Source organism: Pseudomonas sp. GNP012 (assembly GCF_054343835.1).
The window spans coordinates 1,550,572-1,575,235 of record NZ_JBTGUU010000001.1 but is presented as its reverse complement, the minus strand read 5'-3'; the positions used below and the strand labels follow the sequence as shown (position 1 = coordinate 1,575,235).

Here is a 24,664-nt window from a genome sequence, read left to right as displayed (position 1 = left end):
GAGCTGACAGGACATTGAGCGCGACGGACCACACTCCCCTTGCTTACTCTCCTTCCATGCCCCTGACGGTGACGAAATCGGTCAACCATCAGGAGAAAAAAGCATGTCAGCGTTTCAGGGTATCTGGGTTCCACTGGTCACACCTTTCCACAACGGCGCCATCGATTTCGTCGGCTTGCGCCGGCTGGTCAGCCACCTGCTGGAAAAAGGTGTCGACGGCCTCGTCGTTTGCGGCACCACCGGCGAGCCGGCGGCGATGGGCAAACATGAGCAACTGGCAGTGCTGGATGCGGTGCTGGAGCTGGTGCCGGCGCAACGGGTGGTCATGGGCCTGGCCGGCAACAACCTGACCGAGTTGTTGCAGTTCCAGAGCGAGATCCTGAAGCGCCCGGTGGCGGGCCTGCTGGTGCCGGCGCCGTATTACATCCGCCCGTCCCAGGCCGGCCTCGAAGGGTTTTTCCGCACGGTCGCCGATGCCTCCAGCGTGCCACTGATTCTCTACGACATCCCCTACCGTACCGGCGTGGCCTTCGAACAGGCGACCCTGCTCAACATCGTCGCCCACGAGCGGATCGTCGCGATCAAGGATTGCGGCGGTAACTTTTCCAACACCCTCGCCTTGCTCGATAGCGGCCATGTCGACGTGCTGTGCGGCGAAGACAACCAGATCTTCAATGCCCTGTGCCTGGGCGCCAAAGGCGCGATTGCCGCGTCGGCGCATATCCATCCGGAACTGTTCGTGCAGCTGCACCGGCAGATCCGCGACAACCAATTGGCTGAAGGTCGTGCCACGTTTTTCCGTTTGCTGCCACTGATCAACAGCCTGTTCCTGGAGCCCAACCCGGCCCCGGTGAAAACCGCGCTGGCCCTGCAAGGCTTGATCGGAGACGAACTGCGCGCACCGATGCAACGCAGCAGCGAATCGATGACCGAGCGTTTGCAAGGCGTGCTCAGGACATTGGATCGCGACAATCGATAGAGTGCCCGCCACCGGCCCGAGTACCATGGAGCGATTCGATCAGCCTTCAGGGGCACCGACATGCTGTACCGAATCGCCGCCGACGGGCTGATGCTGTTTCACCTGTCGTTCATTGTGTTTGTCGTGTTCGGCGGGCTGCTGATACTCAAATGGCGCCACCTGATCTGGTGGCATCCGCCCGCTGCGCTGTGGGGGATGGCGGTGGAGTTCTTCCACCTGCCCTGCCCGCTGACCGACTGGGAAAACCGCATGCGCCATGGGGCCGGGCAAACCGGCTATGGCGCTGGGTTCATCGAGCATTACATTTGGCCGGTGATTTACCCGGCGGGCCTTACGCCGACCATTCAACTGGGTTTGGGCAGCGTGGTGTTGGTGATCAATGTGTTGGTCTATCTTCGATTAATCAGGCAGTGGCGATTGCGGCGGGCAACCTGAAACCAGGATCAAAAGATCGCAGCCTGAGGCAGCTCCTACACAGGGAACGGACCGGTTTGCCTGACGCTTGAGCCTCAGTTGGCAATCACACTCATATTGCGCCCACTGGCCTTGGCCACGTACAGCGCCTTGTCCGCCGCACCGATCAGGTCTTCGGAGCGAACCTGGGACGCACCATTGCTCGCACACACGCCAACGCTGACGGTGACGGCGCCTTCCGGGCTGTCGCTGTGGGCAATTGCGGCCTGTAGCACCGCGCGACGGATTTTCTCCGCCACCAGGAATGCCCCCACGTAGTCGTTGCCGGGCAGCACCACTGCAAACTCCTCGCCACCATAACGGGCGGCCAGGTCACCGGGGCGCTTGATGTTGTCGGTGATGATCGCACCGACCTTGCGCAAACACTCATCACCGGCCAGGTGACCGTAGCGGTCATTGAACGGTTTGAAATGATCGACATCGATCATCAGCAGCGCCAACTCACTCTGGCTACGCCGGGCACGGCCCATTTCGGCATCGATGAAAGCGTCGAGCTGACGCCGGTTGGCCAGCCCCGTCAGCGCATCCTTGAGGGCCAGGCCTTCAAGGTTGCGATTGACCTCCAGGAGCTTGTCCTGGGTGTCCAGCAACTCGACCTGCGCCAGGTTCTGCTGCTTCATCAGTTTGATCAGCCGGAACCCCAGTACCCCGAGAACACCAAGCAAAAGCGTGACGATGCCGGCGCTGAGCAGCGTTTCCTTGCGCCAACTGGCCAGCACTTCATCCTTGTTCAGCGCGGCAAACACGATCAGCGGATAACCCTCGACCCGGCGGTACCCCGTCACCCGCTCGACACCGTCGACGACCGACGTGATCGTGGCCGTGCCCGCATCGCCCTTGGGCAGCAACTGGGTGAACAACGGGCTCTTGGCGAGACTGCTGCCGATATCCGACTCCTTGAAGGGTCGGCGAATGACAATGCTGGCGTTGTCGGCGATCAGGGTGATCACGCCGTTGCTGCCCATGTCGATGCTGTCGTAGAGCTGCAGGAAATGACTGAGGTAGATCGTCGCCAGCGCCACGCCAGCAAAACTGCCGTCGGGATGATTGAGCCGACGCGAAACCGTCAGGATCCACTCGCCGCTCGAGCGGCTCTTGATCGACGGCCCGATGTGCGGCCCACGGCTGGGGTTGTCGCGATGGAAGATGAAGTATTCGCGGTCGGAATTGTTGACGCCGGTCTGGCCGGCGCCATTGGAATTGGCGAGCCACTGCCCTTTTTCGTCGAAAACGAACAAGCCATGGAGCTGGCTCAACTCACTGCGCTGGGCATTGAGCAATGCCGGCAGCCGGGATTGATCCACGCCGTCGTGTTCCAGACGATCGACCAACGTGAACAGCAGCGTATCGGCCTGCTTGATCGTTGCCTGTGCTTGCGAAGCCAGCGTCTGCGCAAGGTTGGACATCACCACTTCCTTGTCATGCAGGTGGTACTGGCGTGAGCTCCAGGCTTCCCAGATAACGATAGCCACCATCGACAGGCACACCGCCATCAGCAAGGTCACCGCCGAGCGGACCTTGAGCCTTGGCACGGCTGACCGAAGCATTTGAATTTGATCGTTGATCAATGGATGTCCCATGGTAATCCCTGTGTCGATGACGGACGAACCTTCCTGATCGCCGTTTTTGCTCACTATGCCCGAGCCGGGCTCGCAATGATGTTAGCGCGACACCTGCTTGACCGCCTCCAGCCACGCCGGATCCAGCCGTGTCTGTTCGGTTTCGATTCCCTGCGCTTGCATCCGTTCCTTGTGCTGGTCCATTTCGCGGATCAACTGGCCATGGTCGCTGGAGTTGCCATCGAGTTGATGCATCTGGTTCAAGCCCAAATGGTAGAAACGCAACAGCTTCATCGCAACCGGATCACCCCGTTCCACGGCCGCCGTTACATGATGCATGACATTGGTGATGCTCATCAGGCTGCGCTTGAGCTGCCAGCTGTAGACCGCAGGCGCCATCCACGCCTGGCGCCAGAACACCTTGCGCATCAGCGCGACCATCGCCAGCACGGCAACAAACACGCCGCCGACGTTGAAGCGCAGATTGTCGCCCCCGGGCGTGCCGAACAGCGCCACCGCCGCCGTGGACAGCAGCATCGCCAGCGCCAGGAAGATCAGGGCAATGATGACCGTGCTGCGCCGCGTCTGTTGCCGGTAGGTGTCAGCGTTCATCGGCTGGATTTCAAACATTGCGTCGGTTTTTCCTGAGCTGAAAGGGTAAAAAGGGGGCTGAGGCAAAAAGTCAGCGGGCCATTATCGCCTCTACGAGGGATTTAGCTATGCTGGAGCTCCTTTTCATCTTTTCATCGTCAATCGGGGGACATGGCGAGACCGCGCAGTTCGTGCCATCTTCTTTCATGAATACACATCATTCGGATGCCATTCGTAGTTGCTGTGTGAATGACATCGTTTTAAGGATCATTGAATGACCCAACGCCAAGTTATCAACGCCTCCGTCAGTCCCAAAGGCAGCCTGGAAACGCTCTCGCAACGGGAAGTCCAGCAATTGAGCGAAGCCGGTTCCGGCAGTATCTACAGCCTCTTCCGCCAGTGCGCCCTGGCCATCCTCAACACCGGCGCCCATGTCGACAACGCCAAGACCATTCTGGAAGCCTACAAGGATTTCGAGATCCGCATTCACCAGCAGGACCGCGGTGTACGCCTGGAACTGCTGAACGCTCCGGCCGACGCCTTCGTCGACGGCGAAATGATCGCCAGCACCCGGGAAATGCTCTTCAGCGCCCTGCGTGACATCGTCTACACCGAAAACGAACTCGACAGCCAGCGCATCGACCTGAGCAACTCCCAGGGCATCAGCGACTACGTCTTCCACCTGCTGCGCAACGCCCGCACCCTGCGCCCCGGCGTCGAGCCGAAGATCGTGGTGTGCTGGGGCGGGCACTCGATCAACACCGAAGAGTACAAATACACCAAGAAAGTCGGCCACGAACTGGGCTTGCGCAGCCTGGACATCTGCACCGGATGCGGCCCCGGCGTGATGAAAGGCCCGATGAAGGGCGCGACCATCGCCCACGCCAAGCAACGCATCCACGGCGGCCGCTACCTGGGCCTGACCGAACCCGGCATCATCGCCGCCGAAGCGCCGAACCCGATCGTCAACGAACTGGTGATCCTGCCGGACATCGAAAAACGCCTGGAAGCCTTCGTCCGCGTCGGTCACGGCATCATCATCTTCCCGGGCGGCGCCGGTACGGCCGAAGAATTCCTGTACCTGCTGGGCATCCTGATGCACCCGGACAACGCAGGCCTGCCCTTCCCGGTCGTCCTCACCGGGCCCAAACATGCCGCGCCGTACCTGGAGCAACTGGACGCGTTCGTCGGCGCCACCCTGGGCGACGCCGCCAAGCAGCACTACCAGATCATCATCGATGACCCGGCTGAAGTGGCGCGCCAGATGACCCAGGGCCTCAAGGCGGTCAAGCAGTTCCGCCGCGAGCGCAACGATGCGTTCCACTTCAACTGGCTGCTGAAAATCGACGAAGGCTTCCAGCGCCCGTTCGACCCGACCCACGAAAACATGGCCAACCTGAAACTGAGCCTGGACCTGCCCTCCCACGAACTGGCGGCCAACCTGCGCCGCGCGTTCTCCGGCATCGTCGCCGGCAACGTCAAGGACAAGGGCATCCGCCTGATCGAAGAGCACGGGCCCTACCAGATCCGTGGCGACGCGGCGATCATGCAACCGCTGGACCTGCTGCTCAAAGCCTTCGTCGCCCAGCACCGCATGAAACTGCCGGGCGGCGCGGCGTATGTGCCGTGTTATCGGGTGGTGGCTTAACCCTTTCGGTGTAATAACGCCGACATGAGCTTTACCGTCGCGGGCCGCAGTGAAAGCTGCGGTTTGCGGCACTCTATGGAAAGAAAAAAATGCGCCAACGTAATTCCGCCAGACTGCTGGTGATCAATCCTGCACAACAGGTTCTGCTGTTTCACTTCCAGCACAAAGGCGATGCCCTCGACGGCCAAAGCCACTGGGCGACACCCGGTGGCGGGCTTGAGCCGGGTGAATCCTTTGAGGCGGCGGCGGTTCGTGAACTGTTTGAAGAAACCGGGCTGAATGTCGCAGCCGTGGGAGCCAGCGTTGCAGAGCGCAGTTTTCCGATGATGCTGCCAAGCGGCGAAACGGTGCTGTCGGTTGAGCAGTATTTTGTGGTTCATACCGACAGTGAACGCCTGTCCCGTGAGGGATGGACGGCTCACGAAGTCCGGGTAATGGCTGACCATAAGTGGTGGTCCGTAGCCGAACTGCGAGAGACCCGAGAAACGGTGTGGCCTGAGGAATTGATCAAGATGCTGGAAAGCGCCTGATGCGTTCCGGCGTACACAAACCCTGTGGCGAGGGGGCTCGCCCCCGTTGGGCTGCGCAGCGGCCCTAAAAGCCGTTACCCGGTTTCCCGGAGATAAACGTAAGGACCCTTTTTTGGGGGGTGCTTCGCACCCCAACGGGGGCAAGCCCCCTCGCCACAAAAGCTCGGCGTTTAGTCCAGTGGAGCAACGTTATCCAGTGCACGGTTGACCGCCAGGTCCGCCAGCATGATCACCTGCTGGATCCCCAGCAGCATGCTGCGTTGCGGACCATCCAGGAATGTTGCGAAATCACTGGCCATGACGCTCGCCGAGGCCAGCGATTCGCAGGCGTGGGCCAACAGGCTTTCGGTGTCGATGTTTGGCGCGATGATGAACATTGTGCTGGGGTTGTGGGGTGCGTTGTTTTTGAGGATGGCGGGTTTGAGGTGGAGAGTTGATGCACTCCGGGTGGTATCGGTTTCTGATTCGGGGGGATTGGGTGTGGGTTTGACCATGACGAAGCTCCTTGATTGATGGAGCCGCCACGATTCGCTGCGAAACGAAGCAGGTGGCGGCCATACGCAGGTTCGCAGACCGGGAATCAAGGAACCCGGCAGACCCGAAAGTCTCCCGCGCACAGCCGCCATAACGCAAAACAGTGGGCGAACAAAAGCGCCAACTGTATGGAAACGGTGGCGCTGAGCGCCTTGATTAACCCGGGCTGCGAAACCCGGTCGCTGAATTTGCAGCGACCCGACAACGATAGAGTCAGGGTCCAAGGCCCACAAGCCGGCGGATTCTGGCGTAGTTGTAGGCAACGACGCAAGGCGGTGTAGCCTCACTCCTGGTCCTACAGCCTTGCCTGACATCCATAATTTCTGGCCATTTCGCTGGTGTGAGGCAGAGGATTTTCGTTGGCTGCAAGGCCGTCTTCGCGAGCAGGCTCGCTCCCACAGTTGGGCTGGGTACATTCGAAAGAAATTGGTTGGCTGGCAGGCCGCCATCGCGAGCAAGCTCGCTCCCACAGAAGAGCAAAGGCAGGTCGGCGTACACCTTCGCTCTTCACCACTCATCAGGCCGAGCGTTAGCTCGCCTGCAGCTTGTGATCTTGATCCACCCGCCCCCTCGGCAGGCTGAGTGGAGGTGTTCATCCGGGGATGGGCGCGCAGCGCCGTTCGACGCAGTCGAACTCATTGCATGTAGGTCGAAGCGAAGCCGACCGGAGGGCAATGCCCCCGGATGGACACCGGAGCGAAGGAACCCCGAGCCTAAGCGAGGGGCCGTACGTAAGGGGCGAGCGTTTTTTGCTTCCTTTTTTAGGCGCTTGTAAAAAAGGGAGTCGCCGTCAGGGCGAAACCATAAGCCGCCGTTACCAAAAAAACGGATATGTACACAGTCAACAACGCCTTCGCGAGCAAGCCCACAATTGGACCCGGTATATCTGGCGCAAAACCCGCTCCCAAGGGTTCAAGGCTGCAATGCCTGGGGCGCGGTGGACTGTTCTTTGGGCAGCCCCTCGGTGCCATCGAGGACAACTTTCTCGGCCACGAACTGCCAATCCTTGTAGCTGGCCATGCCTTTGAAGTCCGACCACTCGCTGGGAAAGTTCTCTTGTTTGAGCGGCTTCTGCTCGGACGGGCAGTAGACACCGCTGATCCGTCCGTCGATACCGCGCATCAGCTCCCATTCGCCCCCCGTCATCGGCTCCGGGTACAACTGGCGGATATGGTGCCTGGCCGACGGGAAGCGCTCGTCCTGCAACAGGTCCGCGAGCTCTTTCGGGTACATGGCGACGCCGGGCGAACTGCGGTAATAGCTGCGCAGCGCCTGGGCATACTGCGTACCGACCCAGAGCAACTGGTGTTCGCGATCCCGGCGTGAAGCGGTGGCCCACAACTCGCCGGCACTGGCCAGGCCCATGCCGATCACGACAATCAGAAACAGCACACCCAGGTAGGTGAAGCCGTCCTGACCCGAAGGCTTACCACTCGGAATAAAGGCTGCCATCACGCGCCCTCCCGCTGGCGCCACTCTTGATATCGGCCACCCCGCCCGCCACGCCATCCGGTGGCGCGACCACGACCCAGGTGTCCTTGCGCTCGGCAATCGGGTCCAGCGGCTGGTTACGCAGGTAGCGCAGTTCGACCAGTTGTTCGATGGAGTCGGGATAACGCCCGGTGTCGCCGTAGTAGTGATCCAGCGCCTCGCGCATGGACGACAGGCTCTGGCGCAGGGTGGTCTCTTTCGAGGCTTCCAGGCTGGTGAAGTAGCGTGGCATGGCGATCGTCATCAGGGTCGCGATGATTGCCATGACCACCATCAGTTCCAACAGGGTAAAACCCTTTTGCCGACGCATATGCTCACCACTCACGATAGGCGATGCCGTTGAGACCTTTGCCCCGGGCCTTGGAGTAAACGTCAAAGACGTCCTGGCCCTCGCGCGGGTTCTCAGCCGAACTGTCATAGGCACGCAGGCCCCAGCCGCCCTCGTCGTCACGCTTGACGGTGGCCAGCGGATCACGGGGGATGCGCCGCAGGAAGTAGAACTTGGCCCCCTTGGCGCTGCGCACGTCACGTACACCCTCGACCAGCACTTTCAGGTTCGGCGGGTAGCCGTTGCTGTCGAGCGATTTCTCGATGTAGCCGGCGTCGAAGGCGCGTTTGTAGGCGTCGATGCCATCGCGGATCTGGTACAGCGCGGTCCGCAGTTCCTGCTCTTTGCCACGGCGCACCACCGTCTCGGTCAGCGGTGCGGCCATGCCGGCCAACAGGCCGACCAGGGCCAGCGTCACCACGACTTCGACCAGGGTAAAACCGCGTTGCGAGGCGCTCATGATCAAGGCTTCCCGACAGTAACCGTGGTGGCGATCGGTGCGCTCATGGGGCCGGTCTGAACCGTCGTGCTCATCGAACGGTCAGGGGCCTGGATGTGCATGCTGGTTTCGGTGCCGGTCGAGAATTCCATGTCCGACGGGCTCTGGTATGGCAGGTTGCGCACGATCCGCGGGGTGATCGACAGCACCAGTTCGGATTTGCTGATGTCGTCTTTGTTGCTGCCGAACAGGCGGCCCAGCCCAGGAATGTCGCCAAGGCCAGGGATCTTGTTACCGCTGCTGCCATGGTCGTTGCGCACCAGACCGGCGAGGATCTGGGTTTCGCCATCATGCAGACGCAAGGTGGTCTGGGCGTTGCGGGTATCGACCTGGACCGGAATGGTGCCCTGAGCGGTCGGCGCCAGCGGCGTGGCGTTACTGACTTCCAGCGCGACCTTGATCGCCACTTCGTTGTTCAGGTGCACGATGGGCTGCACTTCAAGCTTCAGACCGACGTCGAGGTAAGTCACGCTTTCGGTGATCACCGGCCCCTGGGTCGAAGGCACCGAGGTGGCGCTAATGATGGGCACGCGCTGACCGATGTGGATGCGCGCCTGTTCGCGGTTGCTCACCCGGATCACCGGGCTGGCCAGGGTATTGATGTCCTTGTCCTGGGCGTTGATCTTGGCCTGCGGCGCCGGGCTGATGGAAATCCGGCTGGAGTCGATGCCTTTGAGCTGGTCAAGGATGGACACTGGCGAGCCGTCGCTGTTGATCACACCGAAGGTGTTGGGCCATTGCAGGCCGAGGTCGAGAATGCGCTGACGGGCCACTTCCATCACTTCCACTTCCAGCACCACTTCGGGGTTGGACTGGTCCTGCGATTGCAGCAGTTTTTCCGCCATGCGGATGGCGTCGCCCGTGTCGCGCATGGTCAGGGTATTGAGGCGTTCATCGACGAACACGTCGCGGGTCTTGAGCATGGTCTTGATCATGTTCAGCGCGGTGTTGGCATCGATGCTGGTCAGGTAGAAGGTGCGCATCACCAGTTCCTGATAATCCTTGAGCTTCTGCGGCGAGTCCGGGTAGATCAGCAAGGTGTTTTCATTCACCACTTTCTGATGCAACTGGTTCTGTTGCAGCAGCAGTTCCACGGCGTCTTCGATGCGCACATCACGTACGAAGATCGTGGCTTTCATGTCCGGGCGCAGGTCCTTGTCGAAGATGAAGTTCAAGCCGGCGACCTGGGACAGCACTTCGAAAATGGTCTTCAGGTTGGCGTCGCGAAACTCCAGGGTCACCGGCCGGTCCAGGCGCGTGCGCAGCTGCGGGTACTGCACCACGTTGCGGCTCTGCACCAGGCGGATGCTGTCTTGCAGTTCCCGGGCACCCTCGTTCTGCGGGTCCAGTTCGAGAATCTGCTTGACCTGGCGGTCGGCACCGTAGATGTCACCGCGACGCAGGTCGCCACGGGCCATTTCGAGTTTCTCGTCCATGCTGCGCAGGTAGTCGAGTTGACGCAGGGAGTCCTGGGCACGACGGTTGTTCGGTTCGATGCTCAGGACCCGGCTGTAGCCCATGCGGGCCCCGGCGAAATTACGCTGGGCGCGGTCCATGTCGGCCTGGGTCAGCAGTGCCGTCACGGCGCGGGCCCGGCCGCTATTGAGTGCTATGTGCAGATCGGTATCGCGAGGGTTCTCGCGCAATCCCTGTTCGATGCGAGCCAGACCGGCTTCGTACTGGCCTGATTCCATCAGGGCGGAAGCTTCGTCCTTGGCGATCTGCGCCGAACTGCATGCAGCCAGCCCTGCGCAGAGACAAAGGCTCATCAGCAAACGGGATTTGTTCATTCCGTACTCCCCACAGACAGAGTCTGAGCCAAACGCAAAGGCAGGTAGACCAGACTCAGTTCCTTATCGGAAATGCGCTCGAGCCGCCAGGTTTCGTCGATGACATCCCCTTTGCGCACGACGTATATTTTTTCGCCGCTCTGCAAGAACACCTGCAGATCGGAACGGTCACCCAGCCTGCCGACAAACTGGAAGGGCAACGGCGGTGCAGTGGGGACCTGCACCTCTGGAGTCACGACTACCGGTTGTTCAATGACGGTGCCGAGGACCGGCTCCGCATTCCAGCTGCGGGCGGCGAACAGGTCGCCTGCAGGGCTCAGGTCCTTGATCGGCACTACCGCCGCGGCGCTCGATGCAGCCGCCGCTGCGCCCGGGGCCTTGCCTTTGGCTGACGTGGCCACGGCGGCCACCGCAGGGTCGCTGTCGTCAGCCTGCCTGAAGTATTCGGGGAACCAGGCGAGCGCTGCCGCTACACCGAAGAACGCCACCCAGCCCGCCACTCGTTTGGTATTCATCATGACCTCGACAGATAAAGGGTCATGCGGATCCGCCCGGTCAGGTCGGTATCGGCGATATTCTTGCGCTGAAGCTCCACATCCTCGAGCACCACCGCCGGCAACTGGCCGAGCAAGGCGTGCAGGAAACGCCGCAGTTGCGGATAGCTGCCACGTACCGGCAGCAGAATCTGATAGCGGGCCAGGTGCGTCTTGGGGTCCACGCCCAGGGAGTATTCCCCCCGGGACAAGATGATGCGCTCCTGGGCGGCCAAGGCGTAGATCTTGTCGATGGCCACGGTGGCCTGGGGCTGGGACGGCAACTTGCTGCGAAAATCGTCGAGCTGGCGTTGCGGCACCACCGGTGCAGCCACTGTGCCGTCTTCGACCCTGGCCAGGTACTCGGTGGCTTCGCGGGTCTGCTGGCTGAGGCTTTGCAGCGACTGCCAGTCCGGCAGCAATCCGGCCAGGCCATAGCTCAGCGCCAGCACCAGCATGGCCAACCCTGCCAGCCCCGGAGCCCCCAGGCCTTGCAGGTATTCGTGGACGATCAATTTATGGATTTGCATCGCCGATCTCCCAGGTAGCCGACAGGTTGAACTGCACCGGGTGTTCCGGCACGTTGGCGACAATTTCGTGGCTCAGCAGCGACACGTCGGACAGCTCGTCACTGGCCTCGAGGCGACGGTGGAAATCGAGCATGGCGTCCAGGTCCATCGCCTCGGCGCTGATCCGGACCTGGCCTTTGCGGGCGTCCGGGGTCAGGGTCAACAGGGCAATGTTGTCCCGCGGCATGGCTTCCAGCGTGGCGAACAGACGCTCCCAAGGGCGGCGCAATTGCTGGGAAACCTTGCGCATTTCGGCCAGGTTCTGCGCCTGCTCGCGAGTTTCCGCCGGGGTCAGGCCGGGCTTGCTGCCGTTGTCGCCGGTGAGCACCCGCTGGGTGGTTTGCAGGTGGCCTTGCTGTTGTTCGGCCTCGTTGCTCAGGTGCTGCTGCACCAGCGCGCAACTCAGTGTCAGCACCACGCCACCGGCCAGCAGGCTCCAGCCCAGGGGGCCTGCCCGGCGGCGCGGCTGGAAGTCGAGCATCAGGGGGCGCATGTCAGGCCACCGCCCGGGACATGACGTACAGGCAATCGCGTACGGCTGTCCGGTCTTCTTCGAGGGTGCGCAGATGCACACCGGGTACATCAGGGTGCGAGTCGATGCGCGCCGGCGCATGCAGGTAGACCGTCAACGGTCGTTCGCTGGTGGACGCCTGCAACTGGTTCTCACGGCCGATCAGCGCCGTCAGGGCCCCGTCACTGTCGCTGCTGCCCACCGAGCGCACCGAAGCCCAGCGCCCTTCCCGGGCCAGCAGCAACACGCTGCGTACCGGTTCGGCGACCACGAACAGGAAGTCCCCGGCATCAAGGCTTTTATCGAAATGGTTGAACGCCGCCATCAGGTAGGGCTGCACCGAACGCAGGCGCAAGCCACGCGTGCTGACCAGGGCGCGCAGGCGCTCGAGCAAGTCCTGGGGCAGCGCGGTGGCGATGCGGTCATAACCCGCAGGTTCAGCCGACAGCACCAGGCTCCAGGGTTGCGTCGGTGCACCGTAGAGGTCTTCGAAACACAGTTGGGCGAAGCCGAGCAATTCGGCCGGGCTGCTGATCTGATCGCTCCAGGGCACCAGGCAATAGCGGCTGAAGTGTGCGGAGACCACCACCGTCAGTTCCGCCCTGGCAACGGCGTGCTCGGCCAGCAAACGGTCGAGGGTGTCGAGGGCCACCGCCCAGGCCTGGAAACCTTCGTCGATGTAGCCGACGCTGCCCAGCCAGCGGGTTGCACTGCCTTGCCGATACCCCAGGCCTACGCCGCTGGCGCCGAGCACGGCGACAAATTGCTCACGAGATAAAAGTGACACGATTGATCTCCTCGAGAGTGGTCCGGCCTTGTTCCACCATCTCCAGCGCCGACTCGCGCAACAGGCGCAAGCCACGTTTGCAGGCATGGGCCTTGATTTTCGAGATGGGCTGGCGCTCGACGATCATTTGCCGCAGTTCGTCATCCAGGTGCAGCAACTCGGCAATCGCACTGCGCCCGCGATACCCGGTGCCCCGGCAATGCCCGCAACCCTTGCCGTGGACGAACCGGTAGTGAGCGACCTTTTGCGGATCGAGTCCCGAGACCTCCAGCTCTTCTTCTGTCGGGCTGTAAGGGGTGCAGCAACTGGTGCAGACCAGGCGGATCAAACGCTGGGCCAGTACGGCATTGAGCGCCGAGACCAGGCTGTAGGGATCGATTTCCATCTGGGTGAACCGGCCGATCACGTCGAACACGTTGTTGGCGTGGATGGTGGTGAACACCAGGTGACCGGTGAGCGCCGATTGCACGGCGATCTGTGCGGTGTCCGGGTCGCGGATTTCACCGACCATGATCTTGTCCGGGTCATGACGCAGGATCGAACGCAGGCCCCGGGCGAAGGTCAGGCCCTTTTTCTCGTTGACGGGGATTTGCAGTACGCCCGGCAGTTGATATTCCACCGGGTCTTCAATGGTGATGATCTTGTCCACACCGTGGTTGATCTCGGTGATCATCGCGTACAGGGTGGTGGTCTTGCCGCTACCGGTAGGCCCGGTCACCAGCACCATGCCGTAGGGTTCGGCGGCCAGCCGGCGCAACTGGCGCAGGGTATCTTCTTCAAAGCCCAGGGCTTGCAGTTGTACGCCACTGACTTTATCGGCAAGGTCCTGTTTGTCGAGCACCCGCAGCACCGCGTCTTCGCCGAAGATGCTCGGCATGATCGACACCCGGAAGTCGATCTGCCGGCCGCTGATGCCGATCTTGAAACGACCGTCCTGGGGCACGCGCTTTTCGCCGATGTCCAGTTCAGCCATGACCTTGACCCGGGAAATCACTTGCTCGGCGAACTCGCTGCCCTGGATCTTGCTGATGTTGTTGAGCACACCGTCGATCCGGTACTTGATCACCAGGCCGCTGCCGGTGGTGCCCAGATGGATGTCGCTGGCGTGCATTTTCAGCGCGTCGTACAGCGTCGAGTTGACCAGCTTGACCACCACGCTGGCGTCTTCGCTGATGCTGGTCAGGGACAGGCTTTGCAGGGTGTCGATCTCGGTTGCGCCCTCGGCATGGGCGTTGAGCGACTCCACCGCGTGGAAACTTTCTTCGTGACGCGCCAGGTAGGCCTTCAGGTCGTTGGCATGCACCAGGTACAGCGGTGCGCCATGCAGGCATTCGTCGATCCAGGCCAGGCGTGCGCTGTCGAAGGGGTCGGCGAACACGCCGATGACCGCATCGTCGTGACGCAGCAGGATGAATTCTCGCTTGAGGCATTGGGCCAGGGTCACCCGATCGAACACCGGGGTGGCACTGAACAGGCTGTCGGTGTCGAGCACCGGGTAGTGCAGGGTTACACCCAGGCACTGGATGAAAGGCATGGGAGCCAGTTCACTCAACTCCCCGAGGGTGTCCAGCATCCGCTCGCAGGAACTGGTGGCCAGGGCGCGGGCCTGGGCCAGTTGTTCACTGGTGAAACGAGTCGGTACACCTTCCACTTGCGCCGGTTCTACGGCAAGGGATAGACGGTCCATGGCTTGCTCTCCAACGCCCGGGGCTTTGAACCCTGTCAGCGCGGCGAGCCATTTCGGCACGGGCCGGAACGTCTTGTCGCGCCACTACTCCCCGGTGAGCAATTGTTCGTCGTCTGGCGCCATGGAAGCCGATGTATTTTTTCGGCGATCTGCAAGCACCCAACTACCGTCGTACAACTGCAGCGGGAAACTCTCGGTCCTGCTCTGGCGTCGTTCGACGAATCCTTCGGAGGTGCTCACACCCGGCCTGGGCTCGCGCCGCCTGTCCAGAAGATCAAGCACTGCACGGGCCAATTCCGCCAACGGAAAGGGCTTGAACAGGATATGGCTGACTCCCAGTAGCCGGGCCCGCTCGCAAACTTCCGCGGTTGGATGCCCTGTGATCAGCACAAAATGGCACTTCCTGTTCTGGCGGACGGCATCGAGCACCTGAAAGCCTTCCATATCGGGCAAGCGGTAATCGAACACCATCACATCGGGTGCGAAATCGTCTGCTTCGGCGATTCCATGTGCACCGTCGTGAGCAATCCGGACTTCCAGCGCTTGCGCCTGCAGGTAATCCTGGAGGTTTTGTGCCAGCAGCTGTTCGTCATCAACAACCAGTACTTTGTTCAACAAGGTCGACTCCTTGAAACCGCAGGTCCGGGTTTTGAACCTGGCGGAGCGCGTGCCCTGAGAGGACTAACGCACACTTCATGCCAGACTGAGCGCCGGTAATTTCAGGCATTCATGTCCTTGAATTTAAAAACAATGCCTTTTTTGTACAGCAATCCCATCCCCCAAAAACGGGGAAAGCGATCGGATTGGCATTGAAGTTTTTCCCCCACTGTTGGGGAACGCCCCCTAGTCATCGTCAATCCGCTCGATCCGATGGTGCGAGTGGCTGATGGCCCCCGGTGCCAGGGCAAACGCTGCAGCCTCGAACTGCGGCACCATCCGTCCACGGGGAAAGTAACCCAGGTGACCCCCTTCGCAGGCCGACGCCTCTTCGGCCTCGGCAATGATGGGGGCCCTGATCGCAGTTAAGCGTAGACCCGCGGCCTCGACTGTGGAAGCGTCAGCACCGGGCGCTACCTTGACCAGGATATGTCGGGCCCGCAGGACCGGCAAAGTGTCGAGTTTCATGATCGGCCTCCGGTCAGGGCGTGGCAGCGACAGGTTTATAGGGGGCGACCAGATAGAATCGCTGGTCCGGCAGATCCACCGTGACGATATGGGCACCGCTCAAGCCCAGGCGTCGGCCTGGACCAAAGCTCATCAGGGGCGTCAGCCCGGTATCGAAGTCATGCAGGCCTTCCAGGGCACTGACCAGCTTTTCGCGGCTGGCATCCCGCCCGGCCTGCTTCATGCCTTCGCTGAGCAGCATCATCGAACTGAACGCGCCCACTTGCAGTATCGCGTGCTGGCCACCGAGGCCCTGGTGTTCGCGCAACTGAGTCAGGGCCAGGCGCCCGGCCAGGGTCCAGTCGCTGGGCACGAACGGATAGGCCAGGAACACCCGCCGGGAAAATCCGCTGGGCACCTGCGTCAGATTGCCCGCCACCTGGTTCGAGGTGGCGAACAGGTAAGGCACCTGCCCCGCCGTTTGCAGGCGCTCGGCCAATCGGCTGAAGCCGCTGCTTGTGCCCAGGTAAAACACCGAGCGCGAGCCCAGGGGCAAGTCGTCCCCGCTCGGGTCGTAGGCCTGCAGGCGCACCTTTTGCCAGGCGCGCCCCTGCAAGTACCGGCTGAGTTCCTGTGCCGCCAGCCGTTGGCCGGATTCGTCCGGATAGGCGATCAACGTCGGTCCCTGAAGCACCCGCAGGCTGGCACTGGCGTAATCGGCCAGGGCGATCAATTGCTCGCGAAGCCCCGGTAGTGGTTCGAATATCTGCGGGCTGGCGTGGGGCGTGCCCTGCAAGGACAGCGGCCCGATCAGCGGAATGCCGGCCCGTTCCAGGTGCACGCCGAGGTCCATGTCCAATGCCGGCGCCAGCGGAGCGATCAGGGCGAACACCTGCTCTTCATCGATCAACCGGTTCAGCGCCTTTTCGGCACTGGCGCGATCGGTACCGGGGTCGAGGATGGTCAGGCGCAACTGCCGGCCGTGAATGCCCCCCGCCTCGTTGATACGCGTCACGCAGCCCTTGAGCACCGCTGCCACCGTGACGCTCTCCTCGCGCAATGGCCCGGTGCCCGGCAGCAACGTGCCCAGGTGCAGACTGTCGGGGGTCAGGCCCGGATCGCGGTCTTCGGCCAGGCGTTTGAGGTACGCCGTGAGATTGCGTTGATCGTTCATCGACAACACGAATCGTGGCATCGACGGATCGAGCCGGTTATTGCCGGGGTCGCGCCCCTCCTGCACCGCCTGCGCCAGGGTGCTGTCGCTGTAGGCCGGGTAACTGCGGCCGTTGATGTGCTGCTGGCCATGGCTGCCGGCCAGCCGCGACCAGTTCAGGTCCGGTGGGCGCACCCCGCCTTCCGGGCGCCCGAGGCCGTCGTCGCCATGACATTTGGCGCACGGCAGGCTGGTGGCCGGCAGCAGCATGTTCGATGCACCGACCCGGACCATGATCGGCTCGCCGCTGGCCGATATACCTTCGCGGTACAGGCGCTTGCCGGCACTTTCGCTGAGGTTCAGCGGCAGCGCCTGGACGCTGAGCGTGAGGCCGCCGAAGAGCAGCAGGCCAAGGACGAGGGCAGTATTGATGGCCATGGCTAGCGTCCGGCCACGGGCATTGTCAGCAGCTGCAGGCGCTGGGCAATGGCGGCCGCCGGGGCATCGGGACTGATTTTGCTCCAGCGATTGTTCGCCACGTCACCGACGATCAAGTGAGTGGAGTGCTGCTCGGGGGTCGGCACGATCTGACCGATACGACCCAGTACAAGGTCCATTTGCGCCTTGTCGCCGGTAAGAAAAAACCAGTGGGGCCCATCGATGCCCTGTTTCAAGGTGTAAGCCTTGAGTACCGCCGGGGTGTCCCGCAGCGGATCACTGGTAAGGGAGATAAAGGTGATGCCGTCGGCCTTGTCGCCGAGCACTTCACGCACTTCTTTGAGCTTGCGGGTAATCAGCGGGCAAGCATCGTCGCAACGGGTGAAAACCACATTGAGCAGCACCACACGGTCCTTCAATGCGTCGCTGTAGAAGCGCAGCGTGTTGCCGTTCTGGTCCTGCAACGGCGTGTCGGTGAACCAGGTTTTCGCATCGTGGGTGCCGCTGGACAGTTGCGCAGCGGCCACCACAGGCGCGGTCTGCTCATGCCCTTCGTGGGCAAACGCCACTGAACTGAAAATGCAGTAGCAGATGCCCAGGGTGAAGCAGTCGATGGCTCTCATGGCTGTCGCTCCATGGCAATGGCAGTGTGCTTGACGTGGGTATTGCGTTCACCACTGAGCTTCTCGACGGCCCGGGCCAGTTCCGTCGGGTCGGTGAAACCGTAATAGCGGGTCCAGAGGCGGTTGTTGCCGTCGCCCACCAGAATCAGCGGCGAGTGGTTCTGGAAGTCACCGCTGTAGGCACCCAGGCCCTTGAGGGTGGCATCGACCGACTGCGGCGAACCGGTCAGCCAGCTCCAGCCCGGCCCCTGCTGGAAGGTGCGGGCGTAGTCGTTAAGGCGTTGGGGATCGTCACGCTGCGGGTCGATGCTGATCGACACCAGTTGCACTTCGGTGCCGACCCGCGCACCCAGCCGTTTCTGCACCTTGCCCATGATCGAGGACACCACCGGGCAGACCGTGGTGCAGTTGGTGTAGATGAAACCCATGACCACGATCTTGTTGCTCACCAGGTCTTTTTCCAGGCTGACGACCTTGCCGTTCTGGTCCAGCAAGGCCACGTCGGCAATCCTGATCCGGGCGGTCTCCTGGCCGACCTTCCTGGCTGCCATGTCGTGCCCGGCGTGCTCGTCCGTCGAATGAGCCGGCACCTGGTCGATACCGAAGGCCAACAGGCAGAACGTCAGCATTGCGCGATGCGCGAATCGGTTCATGTCAGTTTCCTCTTAGTGGGTATCGCCTGGTTCGCCCCGAACACACAAAGCGTCACCGGACAAGGGTTGGCCCGAGGCTTTGTCCATCACACGAAATTGCACGTCGGCGGGGTAGGCCAGCAGGTTCTTCAGATTGATGGTCAGGCAATCGTCGGCAGCCACCCGCTGCAAATTAATCAAGGACAAAGCGCGGGATATGCCGATCATGGACTCGGACCTCGCTGCGGGTTATCGGGGAAAACTTCTCGATAAATCGTCTGGAGCAATCCGCATGCCAAGAAAAATACGTTATTAATCAGCAAGATATAATCACGACTTGATAAGCCGGGGGATATTCCCCACCCAATCCCCAACTTTCCGACTGGGGCCACCATTCCCCACTATTGGGGAAAATCGCCCCCCCCGGAGGTTTCGATCACAGCGGCGCATCCGCGGACAAACCCTGCAAACGCCGATACTGCTTCAGCACGTTGGGCACATAACGCTGGGTTTCGGCGAACGGCGGGACCACGTTGCCACGGCTGAGCACCGCTTGCGGGCCGGCGTTGTAGGCCGCCACGGCGAGGCGGATATCGTTGTCGAACATCGTCATCAGGCGTTTGAGATAGCGGGCGCCGCCCTGGATGTTGGCCTTGGGGTCGTAGACGTTGGTCACGCCCATTTCGCGGGCGGTGTCGGGCATCAACTGCATCAGTCCGCCAGCGCCCTTGGGTGACGTAGCGCGGGCGTTGTAGCTCGATTCGGTCTTGATCACCGCATGCAGCAGCGCCGCCGGCAGTTCGTTGGCCGTGGCCGCCGCCGCCACCAGTTCGGCGTAGGGTTGCGCGGCGATCATCTGCGGCTGCTGGTCGAGGCTGACGACCGGCGCATCAGGTTCTCGGATCACCCGTTCATAGTGGCGTCCGGGGCGGTGGACATTGGACAGGACGTAGCTGCCATTGGCGTCTATGGAAACAAACACATCGGCCTGGGCGGCGCCGGTCAACACCAGCAGACCCAGCAACCCGGTGGTGAGTAACTTCATTGTCAGACCTCCCCTCCCGGCCCCGAAAAATGGGGGTATTGCCCCAATGGCCAGTCGTGCAACAGCCATACGCAAGCACTGTGCCGTAAGTGAGAAGGCGCATGGCACGGGGGGTGCAGAAGGATCACCGATCATGAGCATGGCAATTGCATGCAACTGCATGGCAACACTGCTGCCTACCGTGCGAGGTCATCATGAATCAGCATCTGCGTTATGCCCGGCGAACCCAAAGCGGGTTCACCCTGCTCGAACTGTTGGTGGTGCTGGTGGTGCTGGGGCTGTTGGCCGGCATCGTGGCGCCGAAGTATTTCGCCCAGTTGGGCCGTTCCGAAGTGAAAGTGGCCAAGGCACAAATAGAAGGCTTGAGCAAAGCCCTGGACATTTATCGGCTGGAGGTCGGCCATTACCCCTCGACCGAACAGGGATTGCAGGCGCTGGTCACGGCCCCCGCCGACGAACCGCGCTGGACCGGCCCGTACCTGCAGAAAAAACTCCCCCAAGACCCTTGGGGCCGCAACTACAGCTATCGCTATCCCGGTGAAAACAGCGAGTACGACCTGTTGTCCATGGGCAAGGACGGGCAACCCGGCGGCGAAGGTGAGAACGCCGAAGTCACCAACTGGAACTGACGGATATGGCGACCATGCGCTTTCATCTCAAAGCCGTCGGCAAGGCCGGTGTCGTCTCAATGACCGTCGATGCGCCGGGGCAAAGCGAAGCCAGGCGCATCGCCGAAGAACAGGGCCTGCGGGTTCTCAGCCTGCATGCCGAGCGACATTGGCGCGCGCTGCGCCTGCAAAGGCGCGAGACGTTCAACCTGGTGTTGTTCAGCCAGGAGCTGACCACCTTGCTCAACGCCGGCCTGCCGTTGATCGATGCGCTGGAAAGCCTGGCGGAAAAGGAAAACGCGCCACAAGCCCGCAAAACCCTGAGCGAGCTGGTGCGCCTGCTTTACGAGGGCAAATCGTTTTCCCAGGCCTTGGGCCAGTTGGCGGCCGTTTTCCCGCCTTTGTACGTGGCGCTGGTGCAGTCCAGCGAGAAGACCGGTGCCGTCGGCGATGCCCTGGGCCGATATGTCAGCTATCGACAGCGCATGGACGAGGTTCGCCAGAAGATCATCAGCGCGTCCATCTACCCCATGCTGTTGCTGGTAGTGGGTGGCGGCGTGGTGTTGTTCCTGATGGGCTACGTCGTGCCGCGTTTCAGCCTGGTGTTCGAAGGGCTGGGGTCGAACCTGCCGTGGTTATCGCAGATCCTGATGAGCAGCGGCATGTTCCTTCACGCCCACCAGGGCGAATTCTTCGGTGGCTTGCTGGCCGTCATCGTCACCCTCGTCCTGCTGCAGCGCCAACCGGCGTTTCGGCGGGGACTGGACCGAGTGATCGAAAAACTCCCCGCGGTGCACCAGCGCATCTTCATGTATGAGCTGGCACGCTTCTACCGTTCCCTGGGCATTCTGCTGCAAGGCGGCATTCCCCTCGTCACCGCCATGGGCATGGTCCGCAACCTGCTCACCGTCGCCTCCCGCAGCCGCCTGGACCAGGCCTGCGAACGGGTGCGCGAAGGGCAATCGTTGTCCACCGCGCTGGAGCTCAATCAACTGGTGACCCCCGTTTCCCTGCGCCTGCTGCGCGCTGGCGAACAGTCCGGCAACCTCGGGCAGATGATGGAGCGCAGCGCCGATTTCTACGACGAAGAAATCAGCCGCTGGATCGAATGGTTCGTACGGCTGTTCGAACCCTTGCTCATGACCTTCATCGGCCTGTTGATCGGGGTGATCGTGATCCTGATGTACATCCCGATTTTCGAACTGGCCTCGAGTATTCGCTGACCTTTGGAACAGGGCCACGCTGTCCGTTGCATTTCTTCAACCACCCAACTGAATAAATCAGCCCGCCGAGGTGTTTAACAGGCTCCCATGGGAAAAAAGCAGCACGTTGCAAGGTTCATCAACGTTCCAGGCTCAAACAAGAAGACGGAGAACGACATGCAGATCAGTAAGCTTTTACTGGCAGTAGCTATTGGCGCGGTTCTGTCGGCGTCTACCGTACTGATTCCGGACAGCCTGTCCGGGGTATCCAGTGCTCAGGCCAAGGATGGGGGTAGTGGTGGTGGCGGGGGTGGTGGCGGCAGTGGTGGTGGAGGCGGTGGCGGCAATGGAGGTGGCGGTGGCGGCAGTCACGGCGGCGGCAATGGAGGCGGCGGTGGCGGCAGTCACGGCGGCGGCAATGGAGGCAGCGGTGGCGGCAGTCACGGCGGAAGCGGCAGTGGCGGCAACAGCGGCAGTGGCCATAGCGGCGACCACGGCAGCAACAGCGGCCATGGCAGTGCCAACAGCGGTTCGAGCCACTCCGGAACGGCCTCGTCCTCAGGACGCAGCGGCACCCATGATGAAGCCGGGGATGACCATGGCGTCCATGCCAATGGCGAGCCCGGCGATGACCGAGGCGTCCATGCCGAACCCGGTGATGACAAAAGGAGCTGATTCCTGCTGATTCCCATGCAACACAAAACCCTGTGGGAGCGGGCTTGCTCGCGAAGGCGGTGTGTCAGTCAACAACTTCTTTGACTGTCACACCGCCTTCGCGAGCAAGCCCGCTCCCACAGTAGATTGTGTGAACCCTATCCTTACAACCCACCCTCAGACTGATCCAGCGCCTCGCGCAAGAACTCAACCAGCACCTGCACCGGCCGCGAGCTCTGACGATGCTGCGGATACACCGCCGACAATGTCAGCGGCTCCGGCCGCAAATCCTCCAGTACCTCCACCAGCCGTCCATCCTTCAACGCCGAGCCGACGATGAACGCCGGCAAATACGTGATCCCCAGGCCGGCGATAGCCGCATCCCTGAGCACCTCGCCGTTATTGACCCGCATCCGCCCGGTGACGTTGACCGTCAGCGGCTTGCCCTGCCCCGCAAAACGCCATTGCACCTGTCGACCATGGCCGTACGGCAGACAGTCATGACCATGCAAATCCTCAGGTTTGAGCGGCGTGCCGCGCTCGGCCAGGTACGCCGGGCTTGCGCAGTACACCCGCTGGATCGACGCGATCCGCCGGGCAATCAAGGTCGAGTCCTCGAGCGTGCCGATGCGCAACGCCAGGTCGTATCCCTCACCCAGCAAATCCACAGGCCGATCGCTCAGATCCATCTCCACCGTCACGTCGCGATAGCGCTGCAAAAACACCGGCAACAGGCAGCCCAGATGCGCCAGTGCGAACGACAGCGGAGCGCTCACACGAATGGTCCCGCGTGGCTCGGTGGTCTGGCCGGCAATGCCCTGCTCCACTTGTTCGACTTCGCTGAGCAGGCGCAAGGCTGACTCGTAATAACTTTGCCCCAGCGGCGTGACATCCAGTCGCCGGGTCGAGCGATTGAGCAGGCGCACGCCCAGGCGCTCTTCGAGTTGCATCAAGCGACGACTGACAAACTGCTTGGACAGCCCCAGTTGATCGGCGGCAGCGGTGAAGCTTCCAGACTCCATCACCTGGCAAAAAATACGCATATCTTCAAAGGGGTTCATTGTCACTTCCTGGTTGACAGTCAAACACTTTATATCCGCTATTTCCCTTTCAGGCACCCTATTACTCTGTGTTCACGGTGTTGAATTCACCCCCACCACAAAGTGCCTCTGCGCTCTTCAGATCTACGCACACCGGAGCAGCCCCATGTCATACATTTTCTCCCACCTGCTTTCCCTGAGTTCCCTGCTGTTGGCCATCGACGCCCTGCTCTGGCACCTCGCGCCATTCAAGCATCGCGTCAGCCGGGTCGGTGTGCGCCTGGCGCTGTTTGTGCTGTTCAGCGCGGTGCTCATCAACGCCGGCGTCAGCCCGTTGCAGGCGCCGTTGTTTGCCGATGATCGCGTGGCACAACTGGGGGCCACGGCGCTGGGGATTCTCTGGTGGTTGTACGCGGCGCGGGTGCTCACCGAAGTGATCGGCCTGGCCCTGATGCGGCGCATTGGCCACAGCGGCCGGCTGTTGCAGGATGTCATCGGCGCACTGGTGTTCCTGATTGCGGTGGTGGCCGGCGCCGGCTACGTGCTGGAACTGCCAGTGAAAGGTTTGCTGGCGACCTCCGGCGTCGTCGCCATCGTGGTGGGCCTGGCATTGCAGAGCACCTTGAGCGACGTGTTCTCCGGCATCGTGCTCAACACCACCAAGCCCTACCAGGTCGATGACCGGGTTTCCATCGACGGTATCGAGGGCAAGGTGCTGGACATCGACTGGCGTGCCACCCACCTGCTGACCAGCGCCGGCAGCACCGCGGTGGTGCCGAACTCGGTGGCGGCCAAGGCGAAGATCGTCAACCTCAGCCGCCCGTTCAACATGCACGGCGTGTCGATCAGCATTCAGGTACCCAACCACATTCGCCCGCGCCGGGTACTCGATGCCCTGGACCGTACTCTTCAGGGCAGCAGCAGCCTGCTCCTCGATCCGGCGCCGAAAGCCGTGCTCAAGGAAGCCGGCGAAACCATGTCCGAATACGTGGCCAGCGGCTTCATCGCCGAATTGGGCAAAAAGGGTGAAGTGCGCAATCAACTGTTCGACCTGGCTCATCGGCACCTCGAAGCGGCAGGCATTTCCCGGCAACCCGATGGCGTGATCGAGCCGTCGACCCGCGCACGGGCCTTGCTCGACGAAGTGAAAATCTTCCGTTCCCTGAGCGCCGAGGAACGGGATCGCCTGGCCCAGAACATGGTGGCGCAGCAATACGCGGCCGGTGAGGTGGTGCTGGACCTGGAGGAAGTACCGGACAGTCTGTTCGTCATCGCCACCGGCGTGGTCAGCGCCACGGTCCCCGACGGCAACACGCAGATCGAAGCCGGGCGCATGGGGCCCAGTGAAGTCATGGGCGAACAAAGCATCCTCGCCGATACGCCGTCCCAGGCACGGTTCACCGCCATGACCTCAAGCATCATCTACCGCCTCGACAAATCCCTGACCCGCGACTGCATGGCGCAACGACGGGAGGTCGACCGGGCGTTGAACAAGCTGCAAGCGGTGCGCCAGCAGAACAGTCGGATGGCGTTGATGGCCAAACCGGCGGCGGTCAGGAAAAGTGGGTTTTTGGGGTGGTTGCAGAGTCGCTGAAATGGACTGAGCAAAAACTGTGGGAGCGAGCCTGCTCGCGAAGGCGGTGTGTCAGACGACA

28 protein-coding genes are annotated in these 24,664 nt (G+C 61.8%); 8 read left to right on the top strand and 20 right to left on the bottom strand.

The genetic code is table 11. The features are described from left to right. Window positions 1-103 precede the first annotated feature (103 nt). The gene (gene dapA, locus ACXX83_RS07085; protein ID WP_458547953.1) at window positions 104-979 is read left to right on the top strand and encodes a 4-hydroxy-tetrahydrodipicolinate synthase; all 876 of its coding nucleotides are present in this window, start codon (window positions 104-106) and stop codon (window positions 977-979) included. Between the two features lie 60 nt (window positions 980-1,039). After that, complete coding sequence (locus ACXX83_RS07080; RefSeq protein WP_458547952.1) at window positions 1,040-1,414, top strand: DUF2784 domain-containing protein; 375 nt, start codon at window positions 1,040-1,042, stop codon at window positions 1,412-1,414. Window positions 1,415-1,488: 74 nt separating this feature from the next. Here the strand turns inward: ACXX83_RS07080 and ACXX83_RS07075 are convergent, their stop codons facing one another. Further along, entirely contained in the window at window positions 1,489-3,033 is a 1,545-nt protein-coding gene (locus ACXX83_RS07075; protein WP_458547951.1) for a sensor domain-containing diguanylate cyclase, read from the bottom strand. An 81-nt stretch (window positions 3,034-3,114) separates the two neighbouring features. Further along, complete coding sequence (locus tag ACXX83_RS07070) at window positions 3,115-3,642, bottom strand: DUF3087 domain-containing protein (protein ID WP_458547950.1); 528 nt, start codon at window positions 3,640-3,642, stop codon at window positions 3,115-3,117. 235 nt (window positions 3,643-3,877) lie between these two features. Here ACXX83_RS07070 and ppnN point away from each other — a divergent pair, with 235 nt between their 5' ends. Continuing rightward, complete coding sequence (gene ppnN / locus ACXX83_RS07065) at window positions 3,878-5,251, top strand: nucleotide 5'-monophosphate nucleosidase PpnN (RefSeq protein ID WP_095967677.1); 1,374 nt, start codon at window positions 3,878-3,880, stop codon at window positions 5,249-5,251. A gap of 89 nt (window positions 5,252-5,340) precedes the next feature. Then, complete coding sequence (locus ACXX83_RS07060) at window positions 5,341-5,781, top strand: NUDIX hydrolase (protein ID WP_458547949.1); 441 nt, start codon at window positions 5,341-5,343, stop codon at window positions 5,779-5,781. 170 nt (window positions 5,782-5,951) lie between these two features. Here ACXX83_RS07060 and ACXX83_RS07055 read toward each other — a convergent pair whose 3' ends face one another. The 17 genes from ACXX83_RS07055 to ACXX83_RS06975 form a co-directional block, all read right to left on the bottom strand. Continuing rightward, window positions 5,952-6,275 (bottom strand): DUF6124 family protein, encoded by a 324-nt coding sequence (locus ACXX83_RS07055; RefSeq protein ID WP_458547948.1) that lies wholly within the window; start codon window positions 6,273-6,275, stop codon window positions 5,952-5,954. A gap of 952 nt (window positions 6,276-7,227) precedes the next feature. Next, entirely contained in the window at window positions 7,228-7,767 is a 540-nt protein-coding gene (locus tag ACXX83_RS07050; protein WP_015095745.1) for a type II secretion system protein, read from the bottom strand. Then, complete coding sequence (locus ACXX83_RS07045; protein ID WP_015095746.1) at window positions 7,742-8,116, bottom strand: type II secretion system protein; 375 nt, start codon at window positions 8,114-8,116, stop codon at window positions 7,742-7,744. The genes ACXX83_RS07050 and ACXX83_RS07045 overlap by 26 nt, the downstream gene beginning before the upstream one ends. A gap of 4 nt (window positions 8,117-8,120) precedes the next feature. Then, on the bottom strand, window positions 8,121-8,594 hold the full coding sequence (locus ACXX83_RS07040; protein ID WP_015095747.1) for a type II secretion system protein: 474 nt from the start codon (window positions 8,592-8,594) through the stop codon (window positions 8,121-8,123). 2 nt (window positions 8,595-8,596) lie between these two features. Then, window positions 8,597-10,423 carry a secretin GspD/PilQ domain-containing protein gene (locus ACXX83_RS07035; RefSeq protein WP_015095748.1) on the bottom strand — a complete coding sequence of 609 codons (1,827 nt, stop codon included), beginning with the start codon at window positions 10,421-10,423 and terminating at the stop codon, window positions 8,597-8,599. After that, the gene (locus tag ACXX83_RS07030; protein WP_458547947.1) at window positions 10,420-10,938 is read right to left on the bottom strand and encodes a hypothetical protein; all 519 of its coding nucleotides are present in this window, start codon (window positions 10,936-10,938) and stop codon (window positions 10,420-10,422) included. Before ACXX83_RS07030 ends, ACXX83_RS07035 begins: the two co-directional genes overlap by 4 nt. After that, window positions 10,938-11,486 carry a pilus assembly protein PilO gene (locus ACXX83_RS07025; RefSeq protein WP_458547946.1) on the bottom strand — a complete coding sequence of 183 codons (549 nt, stop codon included), beginning with the start codon at window positions 11,484-11,486 and terminating at the stop codon, window positions 10,938-10,940. Before ACXX83_RS07025 ends, ACXX83_RS07030 begins: the two co-directional genes overlap by 1 nt. Next, a complete protein-coding gene (locus ACXX83_RS07020) occupies window positions 11,473-12,018 on the bottom strand; it encodes a PilN domain-containing protein (protein ID WP_102702445.1) in 546 nt (181 codons plus the stop codon). Before ACXX83_RS07020 ends, ACXX83_RS07025 begins: the two co-directional genes overlap by 14 nt. 1 nt (window position 12,019) lies before the next feature. After that, window positions 12,020-12,823, bottom strand: a complete 804-nt coding sequence (locus ACXX83_RS07015) for a hypothetical protein (RefSeq protein WP_458547945.1) — start codon at window positions 12,821-12,823, stop codon at window positions 12,020-12,022. After that, a complete protein-coding gene (locus ACXX83_RS07010; protein ID WP_458547944.1) occupies window positions 12,804-14,510 on the bottom strand; it encodes a GspE/PulE family protein in 1,707 nt (568 codons plus the stop codon). Before ACXX83_RS07010 ends, ACXX83_RS07015 begins: the two co-directional genes overlap by 20 nt. An 84-nt stretch (window positions 14,511-14,594) precedes the next feature. After that, complete coding sequence (locus ACXX83_RS07005) at window positions 14,595-15,128, bottom strand: response regulator (protein ID WP_041474905.1); 534 nt, start codon at window positions 15,126-15,128, stop codon at window positions 14,595-14,597. A 225-nt stretch (window positions 15,129-15,353) separates the two neighbouring features. After that, on the bottom strand, window positions 15,354-15,635 hold the full coding sequence (locus tag ACXX83_RS07000; RefSeq protein ID WP_458547943.1) for a peptidylprolyl isomerase: 282 nt from the start codon (window positions 15,633-15,635) through the stop codon (window positions 15,354-15,356). Window positions 15,636-15,648: 13 nt separating this feature from the next. Next, complete coding sequence (locus ACXX83_RS06995; RefSeq protein ID WP_458550165.1) at window positions 15,649-17,199, bottom strand: cytochrome c/ABC transporter substrate-binding protein; 1,551 nt, start codon at window positions 17,197-17,199, stop codon at window positions 15,649-15,651. 8 nt (window positions 17,200-17,207) lie between these two features. Beyond that, window positions 17,208-17,828, bottom strand: coding sequence for an SCO family protein (locus tag ACXX83_RS06990; protein WP_458547942.1), 621 nt, complete (start codon window positions 17,826-17,828; stop codon window positions 17,208-17,210). Next, window positions 17,825-18,481 carry an SCO family protein gene (locus tag ACXX83_RS06985; RefSeq protein WP_015095758.1) on the bottom strand — a complete coding sequence of 219 codons (657 nt, stop codon included), beginning with the start codon at window positions 18,479-18,481 and terminating at the stop codon, window positions 17,825-17,827. The genes ACXX83_RS06990 and ACXX83_RS06985 overlap by 4 nt, the downstream gene beginning before the upstream one ends. 12 nt (window positions 18,482-18,493) lie before the next feature. Beyond that, complete coding sequence (locus tag ACXX83_RS06980) at window positions 18,494-18,688, bottom strand: hypothetical protein (protein WP_458547941.1); 195 nt, start codon at window positions 18,686-18,688, stop codon at window positions 18,494-18,496. Window positions 18,689-18,896: 208 nt separating this feature from the next. Then, window positions 18,897-19,505: a lytic transglycosylase domain-containing protein gene (locus ACXX83_RS06975; protein WP_015095759.1), complete on the bottom strand. Its 609-nt coding sequence runs from the start codon at window positions 19,503-19,505 to the stop codon at window positions 18,897-18,899. Window positions 19,506-19,699: 194 nt separating this feature from the next. Here ACXX83_RS06975 and gspG point away from each other — a divergent pair, with 194 nt between their 5' ends. From gspG to ACXX83_RS06960, 3 genes are all read left to right on the top strand, one after another. Further along, complete coding sequence (gspG, locus tag ACXX83_RS06970; protein WP_015095760.1) at window positions 19,700-20,134, top strand: type II secretion system major pseudopilin GspG; 435 nt, start codon at window positions 19,700-19,702, stop codon at window positions 20,132-20,134. Window positions 20,135-20,148: 14 nt separating this feature from the next. Continuing rightward, entirely contained in the window at window positions 20,149-21,336 is a 1,188-nt protein-coding gene (locus tag ACXX83_RS06965) for a type II secretion system F family protein (protein WP_458547940.1), read from the top strand. Between the two features lie 156 nt (window positions 21,337-21,492). Then, window positions 21,493-21,990, top strand: a complete 498-nt coding sequence (locus tag ACXX83_RS06960) for a hypothetical protein (RefSeq protein ID WP_458547939.1) — start codon at window positions 21,493-21,495, stop codon at window positions 21,988-21,990. A gap of 143 nt (window positions 21,991-22,133) precedes the next feature. On the opposite strand, the gene ACXX83_RS06955 is transcribed toward ACXX83_RS06960, so the two are convergent. Continuing rightward, window positions 22,134-23,030, bottom strand: coding sequence for a LysR family transcriptional regulator (locus tag ACXX83_RS06955; protein WP_126050658.1), 897 nt, complete (start codon window positions 23,028-23,030; stop codon window positions 22,134-22,136). 145 nt (window positions 23,031-23,175) lie between these two features. Here ACXX83_RS06955 and ACXX83_RS06950 point away from each other — a divergent pair, with 145 nt between their 5' ends. Beyond that, a complete protein-coding gene (locus ACXX83_RS06950) occupies window positions 23,176-24,603 on the top strand; it encodes a mechanosensitive ion channel domain-containing protein (RefSeq protein WP_458547938.1) in 1,428 nt (475 codons plus the stop codon). Window positions 24,604-24,664: the final 61 nt, after the last annotated feature.